The following is a 23,658-nucleotide window of genomic DNA, read 5'->3' on the forward strand; positions in this document are numbered from 1 at the left end:
CTGAAACACGTGGTACGAGTTCACGGCGAGCCAAAATAATGTGGTCGCGACCCAAGTTAGGCAAGTCCGCGATGCCAACATAGCCGCGCCTATTCGATAGGGTATTTCAACCTGATGCAACCCAAAAAACTCGACTTCATTGATGCCCTCCGTGGGTTCGCGGCCATCTACGTGCTGCTCTATCACTTCAGCCTCATCACGAACCCCATGGCCGTGGCTCCGCGCTGGCTGGCGCCGTTTACCGGGCTGGGCGGCTCGGGAGTCACACTATTTTTCGTTGTCAGTGCATTTACCCTTTGTCTTTCCATGGATGCACGATCCCGCGATGAAAAGAACCCGCTTTCAAATTATTTTCTCCGCCGATTTTTCAGAATTGCGCCGCTGTTCTACTTCTGGATTGTCGCCTACTGCGTCCGCGACAAGCTGGTTTTTGATGTTTCGCATCCACTCGGCGAAATCGCACGCAGTGTCTTTTTCGTGCTTAACCTGTTCCCGGGCCATGAGCAAGGTTTTGTTTGGGCCAGTTGGACTTTGGGCGTGGAGATGTTGTTTTACCTTCTTTTCCCGATCGTATTTTGGTATGGCGGCAATCTCGGAAGGGCTGGTGCGCTATTTGTCTGCGCGCTTCTGCTCCGGTCCGGATGGCATGCGGCACTCCCGTTGATCGTTAAGGATCCGGCCGTAGCCCCAATATTTTACAACTTTAGTCTTCTGCATCACTTGCCGACGTTCGTGTTCGGTATTGTTGTCTACCGCACCTATCGGTTGCTCAATATGGGTAAAGCGAAGGAGCTGGGCTTAGGGCACCTGCTAATTGCAATTTTTGGGGTAGTACTGATTTCGATTTCCTACGGCCTAGTCGACGTTGGTCCGATCGACGGAATAACCGTGCAGGCGGTTATTTTCGGCTTGCTCTTGTTAGGATTGTCCGTGACGGCCCCGAAGCTATTGGTAAATCGGGTGACCTGTTTCTTTGGAAAGATCAGTTATTCAGTATATCTGAGTCATGCTACGACACTGTATTTTATGTCAAAGGTCTTTGCATCGATTTACACGCAAGTGCCCTATGTCACTATTGCGTACTTCCTCTCGTTGGCTGCCGGCGTTGCTGTCGTTGCACTTCTTTCATATCTGACCTACAGATACGTTGAAACGCCTGGAAATGCTGTTGGTCGGGCGATTATTAAATATTGGGCCGCGCGGGTCGCTGGGAGGGCTGCGTAGGCGCCACGCGCGGTTGACCCGACGAGAATAGCAGAGCGGAACTAATGTCACGAGACAAAGTACTCGGTTCATCGAGAAGGAATGTGCCGTCGGCAACGCATAACGTAAATACCCCGGGCGGTCACCCAAATTCCTCCGGGCGTGGTCACTTCAAACTCCCCCACCTTGCGGTCCGATCTGAGCAGACCGACGTCGCCGATCGCACCGCGTAGCCGGACGTTATTTTTACCTCCTTGGCCAGCCCGGGAGGTGGGAGTTGAACGTCTTGAAGCCGCATCAGCAAAGTACGGTGTTCACGTTGCTGGAACTCAACAAGAGCCAGCGCGAGATTCATCGGATCACTGGAATCGACCGCAAGACGATCCGCCGTTACATGGCGATCTTCGCTGCACGCGCAAGCGCGTCCGCAAATTCCCCCACTGCGGTGACCATCGGCTCGAGGCCACCAGATCAAACTCCTCCACCCCCGCGACCACCGGCTTTTGAGGTCGCACCGGCCGGGACACATAACTTCGATTTTGCCCGCTCGTTGTGCGAGCCTCACCGGCAATGGATCGAAGAGCAGGTCCGCCTGCAGCGAAACGCAGGCAATTTACCAGGATCTGGTCGACGAGTTTTCGTTCGCTGCGAGTTACGAGAGCGTCAAACGGTTCGTGCGCGCGCTGCGACACGTCGATCCCGAGCAATTCGACCGGCTCGATTTCCTGCCCGGCGAGGAGGCCCAGGTCGACTATGGCGAGGGCGCTCCGACCCGCGATCCAAAGACTGGACGTTATCGGCGACCGCGGCTATTTGTGATGACGTTGCGTTATTCGCGCCACAGTTTCCGGCGGGTTGTCTGGAAATCCGGGCAGGAGGTGTGGGCGCGACTGCACGAAGAAGCGTTCCGCTATTTCGGTGGTTGTGTTCATTACGTCGTCCTCGATAACCTCAAGGAAGGGGTTATCACACCGGACCTGTACGAGCCGGAGATCAATCATCTTTACGCTGCGATGCTCGATCACTATGGCGTGATCGCCGATCCTGCACGCGTCCGCGATCCGAACCGGAAGGGTACGGTTGAGAACGCGATCCAGCATACGCAAGGCACCGCGCTGCGCGGCCGGAGTTTCGATTCTATCGAAGAGCAGAACGCGTTCCTTGTGCGCTGGGAGGCGAACTGGGCGTCAAAGCGCCTGCATGGGCGCGCTCGCCGCCAGGTCGAGTCGATGTTCGAGGAGGAGAAGCCGCACCTCCGAGCATTGCCGCTGACTGCATTCCGTTACTTCAAGCAGGTCGTTCGCACTGTCTCCGACGATACGACCGTCCGGATCGACCATAGCTGGTACGCAGCCCGTCCCGCCGCAATCGGCAGCACGGTGCTGGTGCGCGTCTTCGATTCAACCATTGAAGTTCGGGATCGACAGACACAAGCGCTGTTACGCATCCACCCGCGTTTCACGGAGCCCGGTCAATTGCTACTGCCCGAGGACGAGCGTCCGTTCAATCCGTCCCGGCAAACCGCCTTCCTGCTCTCAGCCGCAGGCGACATCGGTCCGCAAACGAAGGCACTTTGCCAGCGAATGTTTGAAGCCCAGGGACGCGTTGGCCAGCGGGGCATGTGGGGCATCGTCGGTCTGGCAAAGAGATACCCGGCCCGCATCGTTGAGCAAGCCTGCAGCCAGGCACTGCAGTACCGCCTCCAATCCTACAAACAGGTTCGCAAGCTGGTCGAGCGACTGTTCGAGCAGGCACTGGAACAGCTTGATCAGGCGCCCCAGGTCGCTTTGCCTCTTACCCAGAATCACGCGCTAATCCGTCCAGCTGCCGAATACGGTGAGCTGTTCAGCCTCGGCGCACGACAGCAACTCAACCCATTGTCGTTGAACAACGGAGAGACCAACGAATGACCATGTCGATGCCAGAAATCGAGCGTTCGCTCAAACAGCTCCACCTGTCCGGCGTGCGCGACACGCTGGAGACCCGCATACTGCAGGCACAGGCGGCAAATCAACCGTTCATCGAAACCTTCTCGATCATTCTGCAGGACGAACTGGATCGTCGTCAGTCCCGGCTGATCGATCGTCGGCATAAACAGTCGGGCCTCGACGAGAAGCTCACGTTCGCCGAGTTTGACTGGACATTCAATCCAAAACTCCCTCGGCAGGCCTGTCTGGAGTTGCGAACGCTGAAGTTCGTTTCTGCTGGCGAGAACGCACTTCTCATCGGCAAACCCGGCACTGGCAAATCGCACATCGCGAAGGCCGTCGCGAATCAGGCGGTGATGCAAGGCTACAAAGTACAGTATCTCGAAACCGACGACTTCTTCGCCCGCTTCAATCTCAGCGAGCCCGAGCAGCAGGAGAAACGCCTGCGCACCATTCTCGACTGCGATCTGCTAGTTCTGGACGACCTGTTCCTGTCGCGATCGATTCCAGATGCCGCTGGTGCGCTGCTGCAGACCCTCGTCCATCAACGATACAAACTACGCCGCAGCACCATGGTCACGTCCAACCGCGTCGTTCAGGACTGGGGCGCCTACCTCGGCGATAACACCATGAGCAGCACCATTCTCGACCGACTCATGCACCACTGTCACTCGCTTGAATTCGACGGCCGAAGTTACCGGCTGAAGGAGGCTGCTGAAACTCTTGCGCGCAAAACCAAAGCGAGCTAAAAAACAATCTTGTCCTGCTGCCGGGTGGAGGAGTTTGCGCGACCACAAGTGGGGGAGTTTGAAGTGACCATCCGGGAAATACTGGTGCGCGTGCGTGCGTGCGTGCGTGCGTGCGTGCGTGCGTTGCACGAGCAAAAGCGTGGGACATGAAGAACTGAACGGTTGAGTTGAATAGGTCTTGGCATTGCTGAGGCGAATGAGCACCAAAGAGGATCTCAGCGGCGAGTCAGGTAGTAGATGTGCTACGAATGTCGGAGTTGCGGCTATGCCGTGAGGGACGTACCGTCCGAGCGTGCTTGTAACTAGTCGAATCTGGGCGCTCGGCAATTCCGCTGTTTGGTGTGGTTGAGGGTCGAAATGGTGTTTTGGAGATTGCAGGTACCTCGCCTATTGACGCGCGAATTCTCCAATTTCTGGCGAGGTGCGGATGCGCCTGAAGATGCCTGCGACGGGGAGATTTCATTCGGCGCCCGGTGTCCGAAAAGATCAAACAGAAGCATGCACTGGTGCACCTGCCGGACCTGACCAACTGTGAGCGGTTGGACGCTTCGATGAGTGAGAGTCTTCTGTCCGGACAGGGGCGCCCGGCGACATCGCCGCATCTGGAGTGTGAGCTTCTTGGCGGAGCCGGAGTCGAACAGTGGCTAACGCGGGTTGGAGAAACATGATCTGCCCATTCGTTGACAGTCGAGAAGACATGCGCTCGGGTTGCCGCTGCGTTCCTTGCTGTGCAGAACTACGAGCGTCGTCATACCGCTATCAAGCTCTGCCATGACTACGTACCCGGAAGCAAACATGCTTTGTGAGGCGATCTCCATTAAAAGTGTGATAAGAGTGCACTTTATGGAATTCCATTATCGGGGCGCACGTGCCCACATGTTATAGAATCGGCTGCCGTGGTAAAAATAGAGGTGGCGCCGCTTGTTCGGACAGGGTCCCGAGATTTTTAAGTGGAATTGTTGGGGCAATCAAGCTGCCGATTTTATCGCTGGCAGCGTGGCGAAGTATGCTTCATCCGGCGTCTGATCGGCCAGCCTCGAATGAGGCCGATTCTGGTTATACCAGTTCAGGTAATTGCCGATTGAGCGACGCGCGTGGCCTACCGAGTCGTACGCTTTCAAATAAACCTCTTCATATTTGACGCTGCGCCACACCCGTTCGACGAACACGTTGTCACGCCAGGCGCCTTTTCCGTCCATCGACAGGAGAACCTTCCGGCCGAGAACCGCGTCGGTGAATTCGGTTGCGGTGAACTGGCTTCCTTGATCCGTGTTGACGATCTCAGGCGGCCCGTATTTCGCAAACGCTTCCTCCAGCGCCTCGACAGCATGGCAGCTCTCTAGTGTGATCGCCACCCGGTGCGCCAACACCCGGCGGCTCGCCCAGTCCACGACGGCCGTCAGATAGACGAAGCCCCGCGCCATCGGGATATAGCTCGTATCGAGCGCCCAGACCTGATTGGCCCGATCGATTTTCCGGTTGCGCAGCAGGTACGGCCAGATCCTGTGGGCTGCATGCTTGCGGCTCGTGTTTGGCTTGCGATACAACGCCTCGACGCCCATGCGCTTCATCAAGGTGCCAACGTGCCTGCGTCCGACTGTGATACTTTCGCGACGCAGTAGACGTGCCAACATTCGCGCCCCGGCAAATGGATGGTCGAGGTGAAGCTCGTCAATCCGGCGCATCAATTTCAGATCCGCTTCGCTGACCTCACGCGGCTGATAATAGGCACTCGAGCGGCTTATGCCTAACAGCCGGGCCTGCTGCGTCACCGGCAGGGCGTGATCACGATCGATCATCGCTTTACGCCCAGCAGTCCCGCCTTGCTGAGCGCGCTTTCTAAAAAATCATTCTCCAACGTCAACTGTCCGATCTTCGCGTGCAACACCCTCACGTCGATTGGCGGTGCAGCTGGGGGCGCGTTGCCCGCGTCGAACACATCGGCAACCCGCTCCTGCAACTGCTTCTTCCAGTCCGTGATCTGGTTCGGATGGACATCAAATTGCTGGGCCAACTCTGCCAGCGTCTTGTCGCCCTTGAGCGCCGCTAGTGCCACCTTTGCCTTGAATGCCGGTGAGTGTGTCCGTCGGTTTCGTTTCGTCATCTTCTGGTTCCTTGTCGCCGGCCATTATGACCGACTCACGCCCCAGCTTTTCCACTCAATGAACTGTCCGAATTTCCGGAGCCACCTCTGTGTCAGCAGCAACGAGGAAATGATGGAAGTTCGCAGGTGAAGGAGCGGGCTGACCCTCGTAGAACGAATCCCCCTTCAGAGCAGGCCAGCTCAAGCAAGGGAAGTGACGATGACAGGCAAGGCAGCGCAATCGAACCTGCCACCGGCCACATGAAGGCGGACGGCAAGCTCGATCGGAACTGGCTCAAAGGCGCCTTGGACGATGCGATCCACGCGGTGCTGTGCGGAGCTGGCTACAACTTGCGGATGATCCTCAGGAAGCTACGGCTTCTTTATGCCTTCGTTATTGCTGCTTTGCTCGACTTCAGTATTGCAGCCAATGTGACGGCGTGACGCCGGATGCTCGCAAGACGAATTGTTCAGGGCCGACTAAATAGTGAAAACTGCTACCGCGACCCTTATAGCGTGCGCGACATTCCTGTCATGCCATGTGAACCCTATCCGTGGAAATATATAATATGCGAGCTTAACGCTAAAACCACCCATGTCTACCCGACAGACATGAAATTCAAAAGCGCAAAGAAGAACATTTAGCGAGTCGTGGCACCCAAAGTGAAGCCCGACTCCACGATCGATTAACGGGAGCACTGGTCGATGATCACTTTTCTTCAATAACGAGAACGATGGCCCAGATTCAAACAGACTCGGTTTCCCCCGTCGAAAATGACCAGTGGCCGCGCCGGTCTTTAGTCGACGGCGCTTTTGTCTTTGTTCTCGCGCTTGTCGTGCTATTTATCCGCATGCACGGCCGGCTGACGCACGGTTATCTATGGGCGGAAGACGCGCCCATTTTCATCAAAGAAGGATTCGAACTCGGCGCTCGAGCCATCATCACGCCTTATGCAGGATACCTGCATGCGGTGCCGCGTTTGCTGATATATGGCTATACGTGGTTCGGGACAGTTATTTCAACGCCGCATGCGTTTGTCTGGCTGACCACGTCCACCACTCTTGTTTCCTGCCTGTACCTGTATCTGATCGCCGCGCGCTATTTGCCGCGCACCGGCGCCTGGCTGATCGGTCTGTCGCCCGTTCTCATTCCTCACAATGGCGAGGCCTGGTTGACCGTCACGAATCTCCAATGGGTACTCGCGCCCGTGCTTATTGCGATGATCTGGGACAGCGCGCAGCGCACCGACACGAATCGGATTTTCAGCCGTTGTGTCGCTATCGGTCTCCTCTCGCTGACCGGTCCGTTCAGTATCCTGTTTTCGCCCGTTGCCGCGCTGGGCATCGTGGCTCACCTGAAGCGGTCCGGAAAGCGCCTGTGTTGGTTGCCGCTGCTGGTGGTCGTGGCCGGCGGCGCGGTTCAACTAGTGACGCTACTGACAAGCCCGCCAAACCATCCGGCAGCCCACGCAGCAAGCGAATATTTGCACTTCGGCTGGCAGGGCGCTTTTTTCCGCTATTTCGTGCTCGACTTCTTACTCGCCGACCGGTGGATCAATGGTTTGGGCAAGGGCATGTTTTACATTTCGTTCGCGCTGTTCGCCGCGGTTCTGGCATGCGTGGCGACTTTGCCCGGCAAATGGCGCAACGTCTGCGTGATTGCGCTCGCGCTCGCTGTTGTCTTCTGGATGCTCGGCGTGGTGCGGAGCGATGCGCCGGAGTTGCCTGTCCGGTGGTCGGGCGTGAGTGCGCGGTACACGTTCTTTCCGCTCATTCTGTGCATGTGGACGTTCGTGATCGTGGCCGCCAGAAGCAGAATCGCGCTTGCCCGCTACGCCGCTGCGCTGCTCTTATTGCTGATGCTGGTGAATAGCGCCTTGCGATTCAGGGTTCCTTGGTATCCCTATGAAATCGTGTCGACGCAAGGTGGCGTTTTCCTCGTTCATGCGCCGCCGGGTGATGTGTTCCGGGCAGAGGTCAAGCCTGTGCGCTGATTGTATGCGCGGATAGATCGGCTACGTCACGCTGACCTTTCAGTGCTTGAAGCTCCACCGCTTATGTCCCACGTAGCTCGTGAACACCGGCACAGCGACGCCGACGGCATGCGCAAGATCGCGCGCATGCCAGGTCATGCCCATCCGCGGAAACACGTAGTAAGCCAATCCGACGCTCACGGCCCAGGTCTGCACGACGGCAACGAGATTGACTAGCGTAAAGAAGAACACCGACCGCCCCGTCGACTGCGTGCTCTTCGTGAACACGAACAGCTTCGCGAGAATGAACGCGGTGATCATCCCGGTGATATACGCGACGACAATGGCGGCCGAGTAGGGTATCCACTTGTTATAGACAATCCGGCTGCCCCAGTTGACCGCCGCGGCAAAGCCGCCGGTCAACAGGAACAGCAGAAAGCTCTTCGAGACGAAAGTACGCTTGGCGAGTGCATGAACCCGGGTCATATCATCTTCGCCATCTTGCGCGATAGCCCGATACTCTCCGAGATGCCACGGTCTTCCGGGTAGTAGTAAGACGTATCGGCCACGAGCAGGCCTTCCACCGGCAACTGGATCGGCGGCAGGCGGTCGAGATAACCCGGTTCGCAAATCGGTTGCGCAAAACGATACCGGCTCGCGCGCACGTCGATGAAATCGTCAGGCTTCAATGCCGGATTAATTTTCATCAGATAGCGTTTCACTTTGTCGATGAACGCCGAATCCGGTTCCTGGTACTTCGGATGTTCGCCCGGAATATAAAACGGCACATAGACGACGTGATGATCGAGCGGTCGCAGATTCGTGTATTCGACAATGCCCGGAATGTCCATCTCCGGATCGTTGGTGTTCAGCCAGAAGTTTTCGGTTACCGGTTTCTTCAGCTTGGCGATAATGCACACCACGGCCACGTTCTTGACGCTGCGGAATGCGTCGAGAATCTCGGTGGGCAGATCCGGCATCACGCGCGGCACATAGGGCAGCGGAATCGTGCTGATGACCTTGTCGAACGGCAGGAACTCACCGCCGGCTTCGATACCCTTGACTTTACCGTTCTCGATCACGACCTTCTGCGCGGGCGTGCCAAGACGAAACTCGCCGCCGTTGGCCTCGATATAACGGCGCATACCTTCCAGCAGCGTATCGGAGCCGCCTTCGAGGTAGCCGAGTTTCTCGTGAAAGAGGTTGTAGCGCGAACGGCCGATGCGGCGAATACGACTCCAGATCCACGCTGCGGACAGGTTGTACGCGTAGTCGTAGAACTTGTAGTCGAACAGACGCCGCCACAACACTTCCCACGCTTCTTCACCGATCCAGCGGCGAATCCAGCCCGTCGCTTCGACGTGATCGAGCGGCTTCCAGTCGTTGCGCTTGGTCGACAGAAACGCGTGCAGGCCATAGCGGAATTTGGCTTGCAGGCTGAGTCCCTTGAACTTCAGAAGCGCCATGGGGTTGCCCCACGGCTGCACGCGGCCCTGGTAGAAGTAGCCCATCTTCGTTTCGCGCCACTGCATTTTTTCTTCGAGTCCGAGCTCGCGCAGCACCTCAAAGAAAGCGTGATCGGAGATCGCGTGGAAATGGTAGTAACGTTCGATAGAGAGGCCGCCGAAGTCGAAACACGCGGCCATCCCGCCAACCCGGTCGTCTGCTTCGAATATAACCGGCTTACGCCCGTCCTTGACGAGCTGGTAGGCGGCGCCGAGACCCATCGGCCCGGCGCCGAGTACTGCAATGCGTTGTTCGCTCATAACGTGGCTTGGCTCAAAATTCCAGTGCGATGTGGCTATACGTCGGATCGTTGAAGGTCTCGTCCATGGCCTTTGCGAATGGCGTCGCGCGGATCTTGAAGATGCCTTCCCAGTCGATCACTTCGAATTCGTCGCCGGCCGTCAACGCTTTGAGCTGGTCCGCGGTGAACGGCGGGTTCTTATCGAAGATGGCATACACCTTCAGCAGCACATAGAAGAGACCATACGGAATTCGCACGATCGCGCACGGTGCGCGAGTGGCGCGCTTGATCTGGCGGATGATGTCGATATAGTCCACGCGTTCGAGGCCGGTGATGTTGAATGACTGGCCCTTGATGCGCGACTCGATGCAGCTGATGATCACATTGCAGAAGTCGCCGACATAAAGCGGCTGACGCATGTATTTGCCGCTGCCGGGAATCGGGAACACCGGCACACGATGCATGAAGCGCGACAGCCAGCCCAGGTGCTTGCGGTCGAACCAGCCGAACATCAGCGTAGGCCGCAACACCACGCATTCGATGCCCGAGGCGTGCACGATCGCTTCCTGCTCGCGTTTCGTGTCGGTATAGAAATCCTCGCCCACGGAATTCACCACCGAAGAGCTGATGTGCACGGTGTACGGAATCTGGTTGCGCTTGATCACATCGAGCACGTTCCGCGTGGACGTGATGTTGTTGCGAATGAACGGTTCGATGGTCGGAGCGCCGATCTGTGCCTGCAGCATCACGACGAGATCCGCGCCTTCGAAGTGCTGCTCCCAACCGCCCGGTTCGGCGAGGTCGGCATAAATTGCCGTGACGTCAGGATGGACCTTGCGAAGCACTTCCAGGTTGGCCTTGTGCTTGTCGATCACGACCAGATTGTCGTAGCCGCGCGCTTTGAGGCGCGCAACGAGGTTCTGGCCGACAAGGCCGGCGCCGCCTGGAAGAAGGATGCGGGTTTGGTTCATGCGTTAACTCTTTGAATGGGGCGTTCAGCAACTTTGTAAGGGCTAGATGATACTAGCAGCCGCGGCGTCTCCAGAAACGGCCTGGAAACCGCCGGCGGCCGCTGGGGGCAGTGTTTATTGAACGGTCGTTGCGGCAGGCAATACTGCGGGCATTGGTTTTTCGGCTTGCGGTGCGCAATACGCACCGGTGGCGGTTTGTCCATCGACTCGTATGCCGCCGCTCGCGGGTGCCTTGAAAAAGGCCGTCCAGCCGCTGTATCGGGCGCTTCGTCCGAATACGTTGCGAACGTCGCCTCGCTCGCCGCCAACGACGCCGGTGCCAAGCGTCATACCTGTGGCGTCGGTAACGACGATTGCGCGTGGCGTGCGCTTGTCTGCCTGATCGTAAATCCAACCCGTCGCGCGATATATGCCGGGGCTCGTCGTCGCGGAGATGTCGTCGATGCTGCCGGCGCAGGGCGAGGACGCGTTGACCTGGCTCGGCGGCACCAGATAGTCGGGCTGATCGGGCGCGAATATGGACAGGTGTTCCGCCTCGGCTTGCCGCGCGATGTTCGGCAGAGCATCAGGAAACGGATAGACCGGACGGATGATCTCAGGATCATAGACATGAGCCCGCAGCGCGAGGCCGGCGACGAAACGTGCGTAAGTCTCGTCACGATCCGCCCGCACGAAGAAGCGTTGACCCGACGCGACGGCCAGGGTGGCGAGTGCGGCGACGAAGACGGCACGCCTCAATTGTTCCGGTGTGCGGCTGTTCAGCGCAGCAAAGAGGATCAGCGCGAGCCAGCCCATCAGCGAGGCGGTCGTATAGCGGGAAGCCAACGCTGTCTCCAGCCCGAACCAGAGCCGCCCGCTCGCCGTCAGCAACGCATTGCCCCCGATGAACAAGGCAAATACGAGCAGGGCCACCCCTTGCGGACGATCGGCACTGGCACGCAAGAGTCTGGAGCAGTTTGCCGCGAGCGCCGCCAACACCAGAATACCCGCGACGTAGGCGCCCGCGAGGCCGGTCCTGATCTGAAAGGCCGGCGAACCCAGATAGAGCAGTACGTAGCGAATCGCGGCAATCGGGTGTTCGCGCACGCCGGCGAGCAGATTGCCGCTGCTACCCGGCTTGTGCCAGTCGACGAAATAGGCGAGCCATACGGCAACGGTCACGATCACGATTGCCAGCAGTTCGCGCGGTTTCAGCCGCACGTAAAGTGCCTGCACGATAAGCGCGGGAAGCACCAGTACACCGCTCGACATCGAGTATGCCGCGAGCCACGCACTGACCAACGCCGCCGCGAGCCAGCCGAGCCGTTTGGCCTGTTCGGCACCGGCATTGGCTTCGGCGGTACGATCGATTGAATGGAACGCGAGCAGCGCAAAGAGATAAACGGCAAACCACTGGCTTTGAAATCCCCACGCGAAGTTTTCCCGCTGCATCCACGAGAAGGCGAATACGAGGATGGCGCCCGCCAGTCCAAAGCGCGTCTGCCGTGCGAGGGTGGGGCGGTAGTGGATCGTGATGCGGAAAAAAGCCGCCGCCAGCGCACCCGCGAGCACCAGGTTGGAAACGAGGGAAAAGACATTTCGGCCGCCGAAATAACGAATGTCGGCGAAAAATATCAATCGCGAGAAAGTCAGGCGATGTTCGTTATGCTGTTCGAAAAACGCGTGCCAGGGATCTTGCGCGGCGCGCATATAGAAGCCAATGGAGCCGTCCCACGAGTCGCCGTACGGCAACGGCGAGAAGTGCTGCCACACCGCGAACACCGTCGTTGCGAACGTGATGACGCCCAGCGCGAATACCGCGTAGTTGCCAGAAGTTTCTCGCCGACTCATCGTCCCGATTTCCCTTTACAACGACGCCCGCTTGAACAGGAAGCGCGGCACCAAGCGGATGATCAGCATGATGATCGCCCAGAACCAGCGCGTATAGAGCACGTCCTTGCGCTTCTCAACCGCGCGCACGATATCGCTCGCCACCTGATCAGGTGTCGCGACAAGCGGCCCGGGCAACGGTAAACCGGCTGTCATCGGCGTCGCCACGAAGCCCGGTTTGATGGTCAGAACGTGGACGCCGGCTTTGAACAGCCGTGCATTCAGTCCCTCGCAGAATGCGGAAAGCGCGGCCTTCGCGCTGCCGTACAGATAGTTCGAGGGCCGGCCACGATCGCCCGCCACCGATGAGATGACCGCCAATGCACCGCGCTTCTGCGCTTCCAGGATGTTGGCAATCGGCGTCAGCAGCGCGATCACCGAAACGGCATTGGTGTTGAATTCACGCACGGCCACCGCAGGGTCCGCCTGACACGCGGCCTGGTCCGGCAAGGTGCCGGGCGCGACCAGCACGATATCGAGCGCGCCGAGTTCTTTCTGGCACTGTTCGAGCATGCCCGCATGCAGATCCAGGCGATCGATATCGAGTTGATGACAGGCCGCCAGTTGCGCGCCGCGCGCGGTCAGATCGGCGGCCACCTGCTGAAGACGCTCGCCGTTGCGGGCGACGAGGAAAAAACGTGCGCCTTGGGTAGCCCATTGACGCGCACAGGCGATGGCGATCGCCGACGTGGCGCCGACGATAAGAATGTTTTTCATGTTCGTGTGGTCCGTTCCCAGAAACGCGAGAGTAGCGCGGGGTCGCGCAGCGCTTCGAGTTGCTGCCATTGAGGGTAAGCGGCGCGAAAGTCGGCGCCGGGCATGTGCGCGTCTTTGGCCGGATAGATCCGGCCGCCGGCTTCGCGCACGACGGCATCGAGATTCGCAAAGAGCCGGGTATTCAATGCGTCGCGCTGCGGGAAATCGAGAGCGAGAGACGTGCCTTCCATCGGAAACGACAACAGGCCCGGCGAACGCAAATCACCGCAGCGTTTGAGTACGACGAGAAATGAGCCCGTGCCGCTTTCGGCAATCGCGTCGAGAATCGCGCGGGTCGCGTCGCGCGCCGTGGCCGACGGCACCACGCATTGGTATTGCTGAAAGCCCGCGCGCCCGTAGATTCGGTTCCATTCCAGCAAGCTGTCCAGCGGGTAGAAGTAGGCGTCGTAACCGACCTGCGCGACGACTTCGCCGCGCTGCTGCTTCTGATAGTAGAACTCGTTGAACGCGCGCAACGTGAAGCGGTTGAACACAGAAATCGGCAGCGTGAAGGGGACGGTGCGCTTCTTTCGCTGCGTGACTTCGAGCGGTCCGTCCGTGGCATGGTCGCCGGCCATGAAGATGCCGCGGCCGAGCGCCGAGCCGCGACTTTGGCAATCCACCCACGCCACACTGTATTCATGCAACGGGTCGAGCTTTTCCGACAACGCGAAGAACTCGTCCAGATCGCCGAAGCGGATACTGGTCATGTCGATCAGGCTCGAGCGGATCGGCATCAACTGGAACTCCGCCCACAGGATCAGCCCGGTCAGCCCGAGGCCGCCGATCGTGGCGGCGAAAAATTCGGCTTGCTCGTCGGGCGAGCACTCGAACTGCGAGCCGTCGCTGCGCGCCAGCGCGAAGCGGCGCACATGCCGGCCGAAGGTGCCGCGCACATGGTGATTCTTGCCGTGGACGTCGTTGGCAATCGCTCCGCCTAAAGTTGCGTATTTCGTGCCCGGTGTGACCGGCAGCATCCAGCCGCGTGGAATCGCGACGTCGAGTATTTGCTCGAGCGTGACGCCGGGTTCCGCGCGCAACACACCGGTTTGCCAGTCGGCGGCAATCAGCCGGTCGAGCGGCAGCATTTGCACGACATGGCCGGAGGCGGCGAGGCAACTGTCGCCGTAGCTGCGGCCATTGCCGAAAGCGAGCGTGCTGCCGTGTTCCCGGGCCGTGTCCGACCACGTGGCGCGCGCGGCATCACGCCATGCAATCGCATGCGCTTCCTGCGGTATTGGCGGGTAACGTCCCCATGACAGAACTCGACTCATCGCCTAGATCGCGGCCCAGAAAATCAGGCCGCACAGCACGACGACTGCGAGGCTGACCCGGTCGCGCGCAGCGAAGACGATCGGATCGTCGTGCATCAGACCGCGATGCGCGATGATCCAGGTGCGGCTGACCCAATAGAGCAGCAGCGGACAGGCGAGCCAGATGACTTGCGGATGGCGGTACATGCCGGCGGTTTTCGCGTCCTGGATATAGAGCGCAAGCACGAGCACGGCCAGATAGCCGGACGAGGTCCCAAGCGACGAGATGAGCGACAGGTCGCTCGCCACATAGCCACGCCCGCGCGTCTTGACGAGGCCGCGCGCTTTCATCGAATGCAGTTCGGCGTAGCGCTTGACGAGCGCGAGGCTCAGGAAGATGAACATCGAGAAGGCGAGCAGCCAGAAGGTCAGTTGCGCGTCGACCGCCGCCGTTCCGGCGATGATGCGCATCGTGTACAGCATGGCCAGCACGACCACGTCGACCATCACCTGGCGTTTCAGGAACGTGGAGTACGCCAGCGTCAATACGTAATAGCCGAACAGCGCCGCGCAGAATTGCCAGGGCAGGAAAAACCACGCCGTGACGAACGCGACCACCAGCAAGACAGGAAAGAGCGCGAGTCCCCATGTGAGCGGCAGCGCGCCGGAAGCAAGCGGACGTTTGCGTTTGACGGGGTGATGACGGTCGTCTTCGAGATCGAGCAGGTCGTTGAGCAAATAGACACTCGAGGCGCACAGGCCGAACGTGAGAAACGCCAGCAGAGCAGCGAGAGTCAGTTCGGGGGAAGACAACTTATGTGCGGCCAGCAGCGGCAAGAAGATCAAAAGGTTCTTCAGCCACTGATGCAGGCGCAAGGATTTGGCCCACGTCTTCGTGGCGGGAGGACGTGATTCGATCACGCGCTCCACATTGCCGATCTTGCGGGCCGCGCGTTCCACCCCGTTGGACGGATTCACCACGTACGCGCGGTCGGCGGATTCCCAGACCGCCAGGTCGTCGTGCGAATTTCCGGCGTAGTCGAAGCCTTTTTCGCCGTACTCGGCGACCAGCGTATCGCGCTTGTTGTGAGCGGACAGGTTGATGCTGCCGTTCGTTGCGAACGTTCTGTCGAAAATGCCGAGATGGGCCGAGATGGCCTGCGCATAACGTTCGTGGCTTGCCGTGGCCAGCACAAGCGAGCGGCCGGCGTCGCGTTCAATCTTCAGCCATTGCAGGACGGTGGCGTCGTAGGGCAGCACGGCGACGTCCACGTTCGTCGCGTCGGCGAGGCCCGCTTTCAAACCCGGCTTGCCGCCGCGCGCGAGCCACAGCAACGGCTCGTAAAAGCGTTGCGGGGCGGCCTTCAGATAGGCAAATCCAGACTCGATCAGGATGTCTGAGCGAATCAGTGTGCCGTCGAGGTCGACGACGAGTGGTCTGCTGCGCATTCATTCTGCCCTGAGGGCGGTTGTCAGATTTGTTGAGCGGACGGCTGCCGTCTGTGGCGCTGCGCTGAAGCCCGAATCTCGTCCGGTTACACACGGCCGGAGTTTGGCGGCGTTACTTTACTATTCTGCGATAACGCGCACAACCTTACAGGTAAAGTGATCGATTCTGAGGCGGAAGACCCGAATCAAAACGTATCAAATGGCGCTTAACCGAATCGTATCGGGCGTAACAAAGGGAAAGACGGGTTGCCGAACCGCGAAAAAATTAAGCAAACTTCGGGTTTGTTGCGTCTACGCAACGTCGGCTTTCGAAGTGCCCATCCGATGTGCCCACCGAAGTGCCCACGATAAGGCACGCAGTTCTACATGAAAGAAACGCGCACTCTGCATCCCCTGTCCGACGGGTTGTCCGTGTCGGTGGTGGTCTACAACCCGGATATAGAACAGTTGGTGTCCACGCTCTCGGGGCTTGCCGCCGCGTGCGATGCGCTGCACGTCAGCCGGCCGCAACTCCCGGTGACGCTATATCTGGTGGACAACGGCGGCCTGCCCGACATCCCGGCAACGCTAGAGGAACTGCGGGCTCGCGGCATCGTTTGTACGATCATCGCGGGACAGGGAAACGTGGGCTACGGCAGGGGCCACAATCTGGCAATCGAACGCAGTGCCAGCCGCTATCACCTGGTGCTGAATCCCGACATCGATCTGGCAAGCGACGCGCTTCGCGAAGCGCTCGATTTTTTCGATGCGCACCCCGAAGCGGGCCTCATCACGCCATGGATCGGCGACGAGCATGGCGAGCAACAGTTCTTGTGCCGGCGTTACCCTACCTTGCTCGACCTGTTTGTACGCGGCTTTTTGCCCTCGGGAATGCGTCGGCTGTTTGTCCGTCGACTCGCGCGCTATGAGATGCGCGACCGGATCAATGCGCGTGACACAGTGTGGGATCCGCCGATCGTCAGCGGCTGTTTCATGCTGTTTCGCATGACGGTCTTGAAGCAGCTGGCAGGCTTCGACGCCCGTTATTTCCTTTACTTCGAGGACTATGATCTGAGTCTTCGCGCGCATGACGTCACCCGTGTCGTCTACGCGCCCGCGGTGCGCGTGTTGCATCACGGCGGCGGCGCGGCACGCAAGGGCCCTGTGCATATCCGCATGTTCATGTCTTCGGCGTACAAGTTCTTCGACCGGTTCGGCTGGAAGTGGCTATGAGCCGGGTGCTCGTTACCGGCGCCAACGGCTTTGTGGGCCGCGCGCTGTGCCGCGCGTTGCGTGACTCCGGCAACACGGTCACCGGCCTTGTGCGGCGTGAGATGCAGCCAGAACGCGGCGTGCAGGAATGGGTCGACCCCAGCGTGAATTTCGCGGGTATCGACGCAGCCTGGCCGGCCTCATTGCAGGTGGATTGCGTCGTGCATCTGGCGGCGCGCGTGCATGTCATGCTCGAGGATGCCGCCGATCCAGAGGCTGCGTTCCAGGCGACCAATGTCGAGGGCACGCTGCGTGTCGCGCGCGCCGCGCGGCGGCACGGCGTGCGGCGCTTTGTCTTCGTCAGCAGCATCAAGGCGATGACCGAAGCCGATTCGGGCCGCCCGGTGCGCGAAGACGATCCGCCGGCGCCGCAAGATCCGTACGGTCGCTCGAAACGTGCTGCCGAAGAAGCGCTGATCCTCCTGGGTGCGGAGACCGGCCTCGAGATCGTGATCGTGCGCCCGCCGCTGGTTTATGGTCCGGACGTGCGGGCTAATTTCCTGAGCCTGATGAGCGCCGTATGGAAGGGCGTGCCGCTGCCGCTCGGCGCGCTTCGCGCAAGACGCAGCCTCATCTATGTCGACAATCTCGCGGACGCTTTAGTGCATTGCGCGACCGACGCGCGCGCGGCCCAGCAGTGCTTCCACGTTGCGGACAACGACGCGTTGACGATCGCCGAACTGGCGCGCGCGCTTGGCCGCCACCTTGGCCGGCCCGCGCGTTTGCTGCGGGTGCCCGCGAGCTGGCTTCACCTCGCGGGCCGCCTGACGGGGCGCACGGCGCAAGTAGACCGGCTCGTCGGCTCATTGCAGCTCGACACCAGCCGGATTCGCACGGTGCTGGGCTGGCAGGCGCCGCATTCCACCGAAGAAGGGCTGGCCGCGACAGCCCGCTGGTACCGATCCACGCATTGAGGCACGCATGCTGATGTCCCATTCCACGATGCCGGGCTGGCCGACCGTGATCCTGATCGCGCTCGGCTCTGCTTGTGCCTGCGCGGCGATCCTGTGGACGCTGCTCAGGACCGGCCTCGCGTGGCGTCTGGCCACCGACATTCCCAATGACCGCTCGTTGCACACGCGGCCCACGCCGCGGGTGGGCGGCTGGGGCATCGTTCCGGTGGTGGTCGTGGCGACGCTTGTCATCGCGCCGCACCTCTGGCTTGCCGCGCTGTGCGCTGCGGTGCTGGCGGCGGTCTCGCAGATCGACGACCGGCGCGGCCTGCCCGCGCGGGTCAGGTTCGCGGCGCACCTGGCCGCAGTGGCGATTTTCGTCTGGGCGCACCCCGCGCCGGCGCCGCTCTGGTTGTTGGCGGCCTTGTCGTTTTTACTGCTCTGGCTGGTCAATCTTTACAATTTTATGGACGGTGCGGACGGCCTGGCCGGCGGCATGACGCTGTTCGGCTTCGCGGGCTACGCTGCCGGGGCCGCGCTCACCGCGCATCCGTCGCCGGAACTCATGTGGGCGTCGGCCGCCGTGGCGGGTGCGGCCGCGGGCTTTCTGATCTTCAACTTCCACCCGGCAAAAATCTTCCTCGGCGACGCCGGGTCGATTCCGCTCGGCTTCCTGGCGGGCGCTTTCGGCTATTGGGGTTGGAGCGACGGCGTCTGGCCGATCTGGTTTCCGGCGCTGGTGTTTTCGCCGTTTATCGGCGACGCGTCGGTGACACTGCTACGGCGGCTCCTGCGCGGCGAGAAAATCTGGCAGGCACACCGCGAGCACTACTACCAACGCATGGTCCAGTACGGGCTCGGGCATTCGAAGACGGCCATTCTATGGTATGCAGTAATGGCGGCTGGTATAATACTTGCTGTCGTGTCGCTTGGCTGGCCTTCAGCGCTTCAATGGTGTAGCGTGGGTGCATGGGTGATCGTACTGGTATTGATGGGTATCGGAGTCGATTCACGCTGGCGTCGATTCCGGATAGCAGTTTCCGAACAACCTGAGGTGTGACGCCGATGCTTCGACACAAAGCCTCATGGCTATCATTTAGCGCTTTCGCCTTCGACCTTTGCGCAGTCGCGGGCACCTGGCTCGCGGCATATCTGATCCGCTTCAATGGCTACGTTCCGGTCGAGTTCTGGTCCGGCGCCGTCCGAACCCTCATCTGGGTGCTTCCCGTCTACGGTGTGATGTTCCGCATCTTCGGCCTCTATCGGGGCATGTGGGTATTTGCGAGCCTGCCGGACCTGATGCGCATCGCCAAAGCCGTGCTGGCCGGCGCATTCGTGATGATGATGGTGGCCGTCATGGCCCAACCGCATCCCATCATTCCGCGCTCCGTACTCGCTGTTTCCCCGCTTCTGTTGTTCCTCGCCATGGGCGGCTCGCGCGCGCTCTATCGCGCTTCCAAGGAGTTCTATCTGTACGGCGGCCTCGTCGGACAGGGCAAGCCGGTGGTGGTACTCGGCGCGGGGAATGCGGGGGCGAGCCTGGCGCGCGAGCTGTCGCGTTCGAGCGAATGGCGGCTGGTGGGCCTGCTCGACGACGACCCCGCGAAGCAGGGCCGCGAAATCTACGGCTACAAGGTGTGGGGGCCGATCAGCGATCTGCAGCACTGGGCTTCGGACATGAAGGTCGAGCACGCGATCATCGCGATTCCGTCGGCGTCGGTGGATGCGCAACGCCGCGTGGCAACGCTGTGCGTGCGCGCCGGCGTGCGGGCCATGGTGCTGCCCGCGTTGACCACGCTCACGCAAGGCGAAGCGTTCCTGTCGCGCGTGCGGCAGATCGATCTCGAAGACCTGCTCGGGCGCGAACCGGTACGTATCGACATGCCGCACGTCGAAGCGCTGTTGAGCGGCCGCGTGGTGATGGTGACGGGCGCGGGCGGCTCGATCGGCTCGGAACTGTGCCGCCAGATTCTGCGCTTCGAACCCGCGCAATTGATCGCGTTCGATCTGTCCGAATACGCGATGTACCGTCTCGCGGAAGAACTGCATGAGCGCTTTCCGAAGCTCTCCGTGGTGCCGGTGATCGGCGACGCCAAAGATTCCTTGCTGCTCGATCAGGTGCTGTCGCGCTACACGCCGCACATCCTCTTTCACGCCGCGGCCTACAAGCATGTGCCGCTGATGGAGGAGTTGAACGCATGGCAGGCGGTGCGCAACAACGTACTGGGCACATACCGTGTCGCACGCGCGGCGATTCGTCACGACGTGAAGCATTTCGTGCTGATCTCCACCGACAAGGCAGTGAACCCGACCAACGTGATGGGCGCGAGCAAGCGCCTCGCGGAAATGGCTTGTCAGGCGCTGCAGCAAACCAGCACGCGCACGCAGTTCGAAACGGTGCGCTTCGGCAACGTGCTCGGCAGCGCGGGCAGCGTGATTCCCAAGTTTCAACAACAGATCGCGAAGGGTGGGCCGGTCACGGTCACGCATCCGGAGATCACGCGCTTTTTCATGACGATCCCCGAAGCCTCGCAACTCGTGCTGCAAGCATCGAGCATGGGGCACGGCGGTGAGATATTCATTCTCGACATGGGCGAGCCGGTCAAGATCGTCGATCTCGCGCGCGACCTGATTCGCCTGTATGGCTTCAGCGAGGAGCACATCCGCATTGTGTTCACGGGCCTGCGTCCGGGCGAGAAACTCTACGAGGAACTGCTGGCCGACGACGAAGCCACCACGCGCACGCCGCATCCGAAGCTGCGCATCGCGCAGGCGCGTGAAGCGCCCGACAATCTCCTCGACGAACTGCTGCCGTGGCTGATGCAGCATCGTGTGCCGAGCGATCAGGAAGTGCGCCGCGATCTGCGGCGCTGGGTGCCGGAGTATCAGCCGGCTGCCGCGCCGGCGTTGCATAGCGTGGCGCCAGCAACACGGGCTTTGTGAATGATAAAGAAAAAAATTGTAGTGTTTGCTGGCACCAGGCCGGAAGCAATCAAGGTTATTTCAGTCGTGCGGGCGTTGCGCGCGGCGCACGAACACTTCGACGTTTGCCTGTGTTCGGTCGGGCAACATCGTGAGATGTTGATGCAGGCCTTCGCAGACTTTGGCGTGACGCCGGACGCGAGCCTCGACGTGATGTCGCAGAATCAGACGCTGGCGGGTTTGAGTGCCAGGCTGTTCACCGCGATCGACGAGTTTCTCGCGACGCACTCTCCGGATATCGTTCTCGTCCAGGGCGACACGATGACCGTTCAGGTCGCAGCCTTGGTGGCGTTCTATCGGCGCATTCGCGTTGGGCACATCGAGGCCGGACTGCGCAGCCATGACATGGCCGCACCCTTCCCGGAGGAGCTAAATCGACGTGTGGCCTCGCTTGTAACCGATGTGCACTTCGCGCCCACGGAACTGTCGAAAAGCAATCTGCTCGCCGAGCAGGTGCCAGCGGAGCGTATTTTCGTCACTGGCAATACGGTCGTCGACGCGCTGTATCTGATGCTCGAACGCCTGAAACGGGAACATGTCGCGCTGCCGGATCGGGTCGAAGCAGCGCTCGCGGAAGGCCGGCGAATCGTGCTGGTGACCGGGCATCGCCGCGAGAGCTTCGGGCCCGGCTTTGAGAACATCTGCACCGCGCTGCGGAAAATCGCCGAGACGCATCCGGATGCGCGCATCATTTATCCGGTGCATATGAATCCCAAGGTTCGGGAAGTGGTGAACCGCGTGTTGAGCAATCAGGCGAGCATTTATCTGGAGGAGCCGCTGACCTACAAGCCGTTTCTGCGTCTCATGGCTGCAAGTCACATTATCCTGACCGATTCGGGCGGTATTCAGGAAGAAGGGCCGGCGCTGGGCAAGCCGGTTCTGGTGATGCGTGACGTGACTGAACGGCCGGAAGGTGTCATGTCGGGCGTCAATAAGCTTGTCGGGACGAATGTCAATGCGATCGTCGGCGAGACCACGCGTCTGCTTAATGACAAAGTCGCCTATCAAGCCATGTCGGCGGGAAACAATCCGTTCGGCGACGGGACGGCGGGCGAGAAGATCGTTGCCATCCTGAAGGGCATGTTTGGGCCGGACCGAAACGCGCCAGCGAAAACGCGGCCCGCGGCCGCAATGCCGTCTGGTTAAGCGACCGAATGGCGTTTCCGTTTTTGGCGCAAATCGGCTGTAGACGGATGTGTCGATTAACTTTCATCGCCTCCGCGCCTGCTCGCTGACTCACAGTCGCCTCTTGAATGGGCTCGGCTGGGCGAGCATGTGCCGTACGAATGGATCCAGTATGCAGTGAAGGCCAGCGGCAGCAGTGCTAGTGTGCATCGGCGACGGCTATCCCCGCCGCAGGTAGTACGGCTGGTGGTTGCGCTGGCGTTATACCGGCACCAGTCGATCAATTGGACCTTGCGCTACCCCAAGCCGATGTGTCATCTGTCAATGACAGCGCCGTCGCCCAGGCGGGGCAGCACATTTCGCTGTCCCCCGTGGCGTGGTCGTTTCACGACTCGGCCGCAAATTGGGTTGCGCAAGATAATGCGAACCACCACTGCAAGGGTTCTTGCCGTCTGAGATAGATCGCGCTGCGCATCGCCGACAGTGCCGCCAAACACAGGCATTTAGGCGCCTCGGCCGTCACACATGGCCGCTATCCGCAGCTAGGTAACGCTCACCGCGCTTGCGGCGCCCCTGGTGCATGATGCGTTTCCGGTCCTTGCGATGTTCGGTCGCTTCTGTCACGCGCTCACTGTCGCTTCCCTGGTGAGTTTCGTTGGGTATTGGCACTCAACCAGCAGTTGGACGTGGAGCGCTATTCTGAACGAGGCCGCGCTCGCGGCGATCATTGTGCTAACCTTTACTGAGGGCATGGATTCCATGAAACGGAGAATGACTATGGGCTTCGGTGTAGTTGCGCTAATCCTGACGATCGCGATTTGTGCGTATGGCAAGCACATGAGCGACCTCGGCCGTAAGGCCGATCGCGAACGTCGGCATCCGCGCGTTCCCCGCTGATTGTTGATGCGGACCGGCTTTAACCGGTCCTTCTTTTCTTGAAAGGCTGCACCCTCGGGGTGTGGCCTTTTTGCTTTTTATGGCCCCTCTATGTCTGAAACCCTTGATTTGCCGGTCGCGCTGGCGGCCGCCCCGTTCGATACGGTCGGTGCGACCGTTGGCAGCGTTGTCGAACAGATTTCACATGCGTTGCGCCGTACCGAGATTGAGCCGGAGTGGGTGACTCACGCAAACTTCATCGACGAAGATTGCCCTGACAGGTTTGGTCTTGGGACGCCCGCGCCGTGGCCTGTTGAGCAGTCAACGCGGCGTGCGAGCCTGGCTGTCGGGCGCGGCAACTCCGAAGGCTGGATTATCCGCGTCGACGTGCTGGAACTGGCCACGAATGGTGAGTCCCAGTTGTGGAAGAGCGTCCCGCTCATCCGCATCAAGTCGCTGTCACGCTCCCAGGCGTGGTCGATAGCGGCGGTGGTGTCGCGCCTGCTCGATATCGACTGAAAAATCTCAATTTCATTTACCCCGATGGGCC

Annotated in this window: 19 protein-coding genes and 2 pseudogenes; 13 read left to right on the forward strand and 8 right to left on the reverse strand. The window is 60.2% G+C overall.

Features of this window, described 5'->3' with window-relative positions:
* Positions 1-114: 114 nt before the first annotated feature.
* From B0G80_RS19990 to istB, 3 genes and pseudogenes are all read left to right on the forward strand, one after another.
* Positions 115-1,224 carry an acyltransferase gene (locus tag B0G80_RS19990; RefSeq protein WP_116119125.1) on the forward strand — a complete coding sequence of 370 codons (1,110 nt, stop codon included), beginning with the start codon at positions 115-117 and terminating at the stop codon, positions 1,222-1,224.
* Between the two features lie 256 nt (positions 1,225-1,480).
* Positions 1,481-3,113 (forward strand): annotated as a pseudogene (gene istA / locus B0G80_RS19995) (IS21 family transposase).
* Complete coding sequence (gene istB, locus B0G80_RS20000; protein ID WP_116116777.1) at positions 3,110-3,880, forward strand: IS21-like element helper ATPase IstB; 771 nt, start codon at positions 3,110-3,112, stop codon at positions 3,878-3,880. Before istA ends, istB begins: the two are co-directional and overlap by 4 nt.
* Before the next feature lie 968 nt (positions 3,881-4,848).
* Here istB and B0G80_RS20005 read toward each other — a convergent pair.
* A protein-coding gene (locus B0G80_RS20005) for an IS3 family transposase (RefSeq protein WP_408967691.1) occupies positions 4,849-5,984 on the reverse strand; the annotation gives its coding sequence in 2 pieces (ribosomal slippage) (positions 4,849-5,720 and positions 5,720-5,984; 1,137 coding nt in all).
* Positions 5,985-6,188: 204 nt separating this feature from the next.
* Between B0G80_RS20005 and B0G80_RS20010 the strand changes: the two are divergent.
* Together B0G80_RS20010 and B0G80_RS20015 are read left to right on the forward strand one after the other, a co-directional pair.
* Positions 6,189-6,407, forward strand: a pseudogene (locus B0G80_RS20010) (IS5/IS1182 family transposase); the annotation flags it as partial.
* Positions 6,408-6,697: 290 nt separating this feature from the next.
* Positions 6,698-7,957, forward strand: coding sequence for a hypothetical protein (locus B0G80_RS20015; RefSeq protein ID WP_116119126.1), 1,260 nt, complete (start codon positions 6,698-6,700; stop codon positions 7,955-7,957).
* A gap of 39 nt (positions 7,958-7,996) precedes the next feature.
* On the opposite strand, the gene B0G80_RS20020 is transcribed toward B0G80_RS20015, so the two are convergent.
* The 7 genes from B0G80_RS20020 to B0G80_RS20050 form a co-directional block, all read right to left on the reverse strand.
* The gene (locus tag B0G80_RS20020) at positions 7,997-8,422 is read right to left on the reverse strand and encodes a GtrA family protein (protein WP_116119127.1); all 426 of its coding nucleotides are present in this window, start codon (positions 8,420-8,422) and stop codon (positions 7,997-7,999) included.
* A complete protein-coding gene (locus B0G80_RS20025) occupies positions 8,419-9,702 on the reverse strand; it encodes an NAD(P)/FAD-dependent oxidoreductase (protein ID WP_116119128.1) in 1,284 nt (427 codons plus the stop codon). The genes B0G80_RS20020 and B0G80_RS20025 overlap by 4 nt, the downstream gene beginning before the upstream one ends.
* Positions 9,703-9,715: 13 nt before the next feature.
* Positions 9,716-10,654 carry an NAD(P)-dependent oxidoreductase gene (locus B0G80_RS20030; protein WP_116119129.1) on the reverse strand — a complete coding sequence of 313 codons (939 nt, stop codon included), beginning with the start codon at positions 10,652-10,654 and terminating at the stop codon, positions 9,716-9,718.
* Positions 10,655-10,768: 114 nt separating this feature from the next.
* A complete protein-coding gene (locus tag B0G80_RS20035; RefSeq protein ID WP_116119130.1) occupies positions 10,769-12,484 on the reverse strand; it encodes a hypothetical protein in 1,716 nt (571 codons plus the stop codon).
* Positions 12,485-12,499: 15 nt separating this feature from the next.
* Complete coding sequence (locus B0G80_RS20040; protein ID WP_116119131.1) at positions 12,500-13,240, reverse strand: SDR family oxidoreductase; 741 nt, start codon at positions 13,238-13,240, stop codon at positions 12,500-12,502.
* The gene (locus B0G80_RS20045) at positions 13,237-14,553 is read right to left on the reverse strand and encodes an FAD-binding oxidoreductase (RefSeq protein WP_116119132.1); all 1,317 of its coding nucleotides are present in this window, start codon (positions 14,551-14,553) and stop codon (positions 13,237-13,239) included. Before B0G80_RS20045 ends, B0G80_RS20040 begins: the two co-directional genes overlap by 4 nt.
* A gap of 3 nt (positions 14,554-14,556) precedes the next feature.
* A complete protein-coding gene (locus B0G80_RS20050) occupies positions 14,557-15,981 on the reverse strand; it encodes a UbiA family prenyltransferase (protein WP_116119133.1) in 1,425 nt (474 codons plus the stop codon).
* Positions 15,982-16,347: 366 nt separating this feature from the next.
* On the opposite strand from B0G80_RS20050, the gene B0G80_RS20055 reads away from it, so the two are divergent.
* From B0G80_RS20055 to B0G80_RS20090, 8 genes are all read left to right on the forward strand, one after another.
* Positions 16,348-17,193: a glycosyltransferase family 2 protein gene (locus tag B0G80_RS20055; RefSeq protein WP_116119134.1), complete on the forward strand. Its 846-nt coding sequence runs from the start codon at positions 16,348-16,350 to the stop codon at positions 17,191-17,193.
* A complete protein-coding gene (locus tag B0G80_RS20060; protein ID WP_116119135.1) occupies positions 17,190-18,146 on the forward strand; it encodes an SDR family oxidoreductase in 957 nt (318 codons plus the stop codon). Before B0G80_RS20055 ends, B0G80_RS20060 begins: the two co-directional genes overlap by 4 nt.
* A 7-nt stretch (positions 18,147-18,153) precedes the next feature.
* On the forward strand, positions 18,154-19,185 hold the full coding sequence (locus tag B0G80_RS20065; protein ID WP_116119136.1) for a glycosyltransferase family 4 protein: 1,032 nt from the start codon (positions 18,154-18,156) through the stop codon (positions 19,183-19,185).
* Positions 19,186-19,190: 5 nt separating this feature from the next.
* Positions 19,191-21,068, forward strand: coding sequence for a nucleoside-diphosphate sugar epimerase/dehydratase (locus B0G80_RS20070; protein ID WP_116119137.1), 1,878 nt, complete (start codon positions 19,191-19,193; stop codon positions 21,066-21,068).
* Entirely contained in the window at positions 21,069-22,253 is a 1,185-nt protein-coding gene (gene wecB, locus B0G80_RS20075; RefSeq protein WP_220377467.1) for a non-hydrolyzing UDP-N-acetylglucosamine 2-epimerase, read from the forward strand.
* 156 nt (positions 22,254-22,409) lie between these two features.
* On the forward strand, positions 22,410-22,688 hold the full coding sequence (locus tag B0G80_RS20080) for a hypothetical protein (protein ID WP_258878972.1): 279 nt from the start codon (positions 22,410-22,412) through the stop codon (positions 22,686-22,688).
* 120 nt (positions 22,689-22,808) lie between these two features.
* Complete coding sequence (locus tag B0G80_RS20085) at positions 22,809-23,129, forward strand: hypothetical protein (RefSeq protein WP_147309881.1); 321 nt, start codon at positions 22,809-22,811, stop codon at positions 23,127-23,129.
* Between the two features lie 90 nt (positions 23,130-23,219).
* Positions 23,220-23,627 (forward strand): hypothetical protein, encoded by a 408-nt coding sequence (locus B0G80_RS20090; protein ID WP_116119140.1) that lies wholly within the window; start codon positions 23,220-23,222, stop codon positions 23,625-23,627.
* Positions 23,628-23,658: the final 31 nt, after the last annotated feature.

The organism is Paraburkholderia sp. BL6669N2 (genome assembly GCF_003387275.1).
GTDB lineage: Bacteria > Pseudomonadota > Gammaproteobacteria > Burkholderiales > Burkholderiaceae > Paraburkholderia.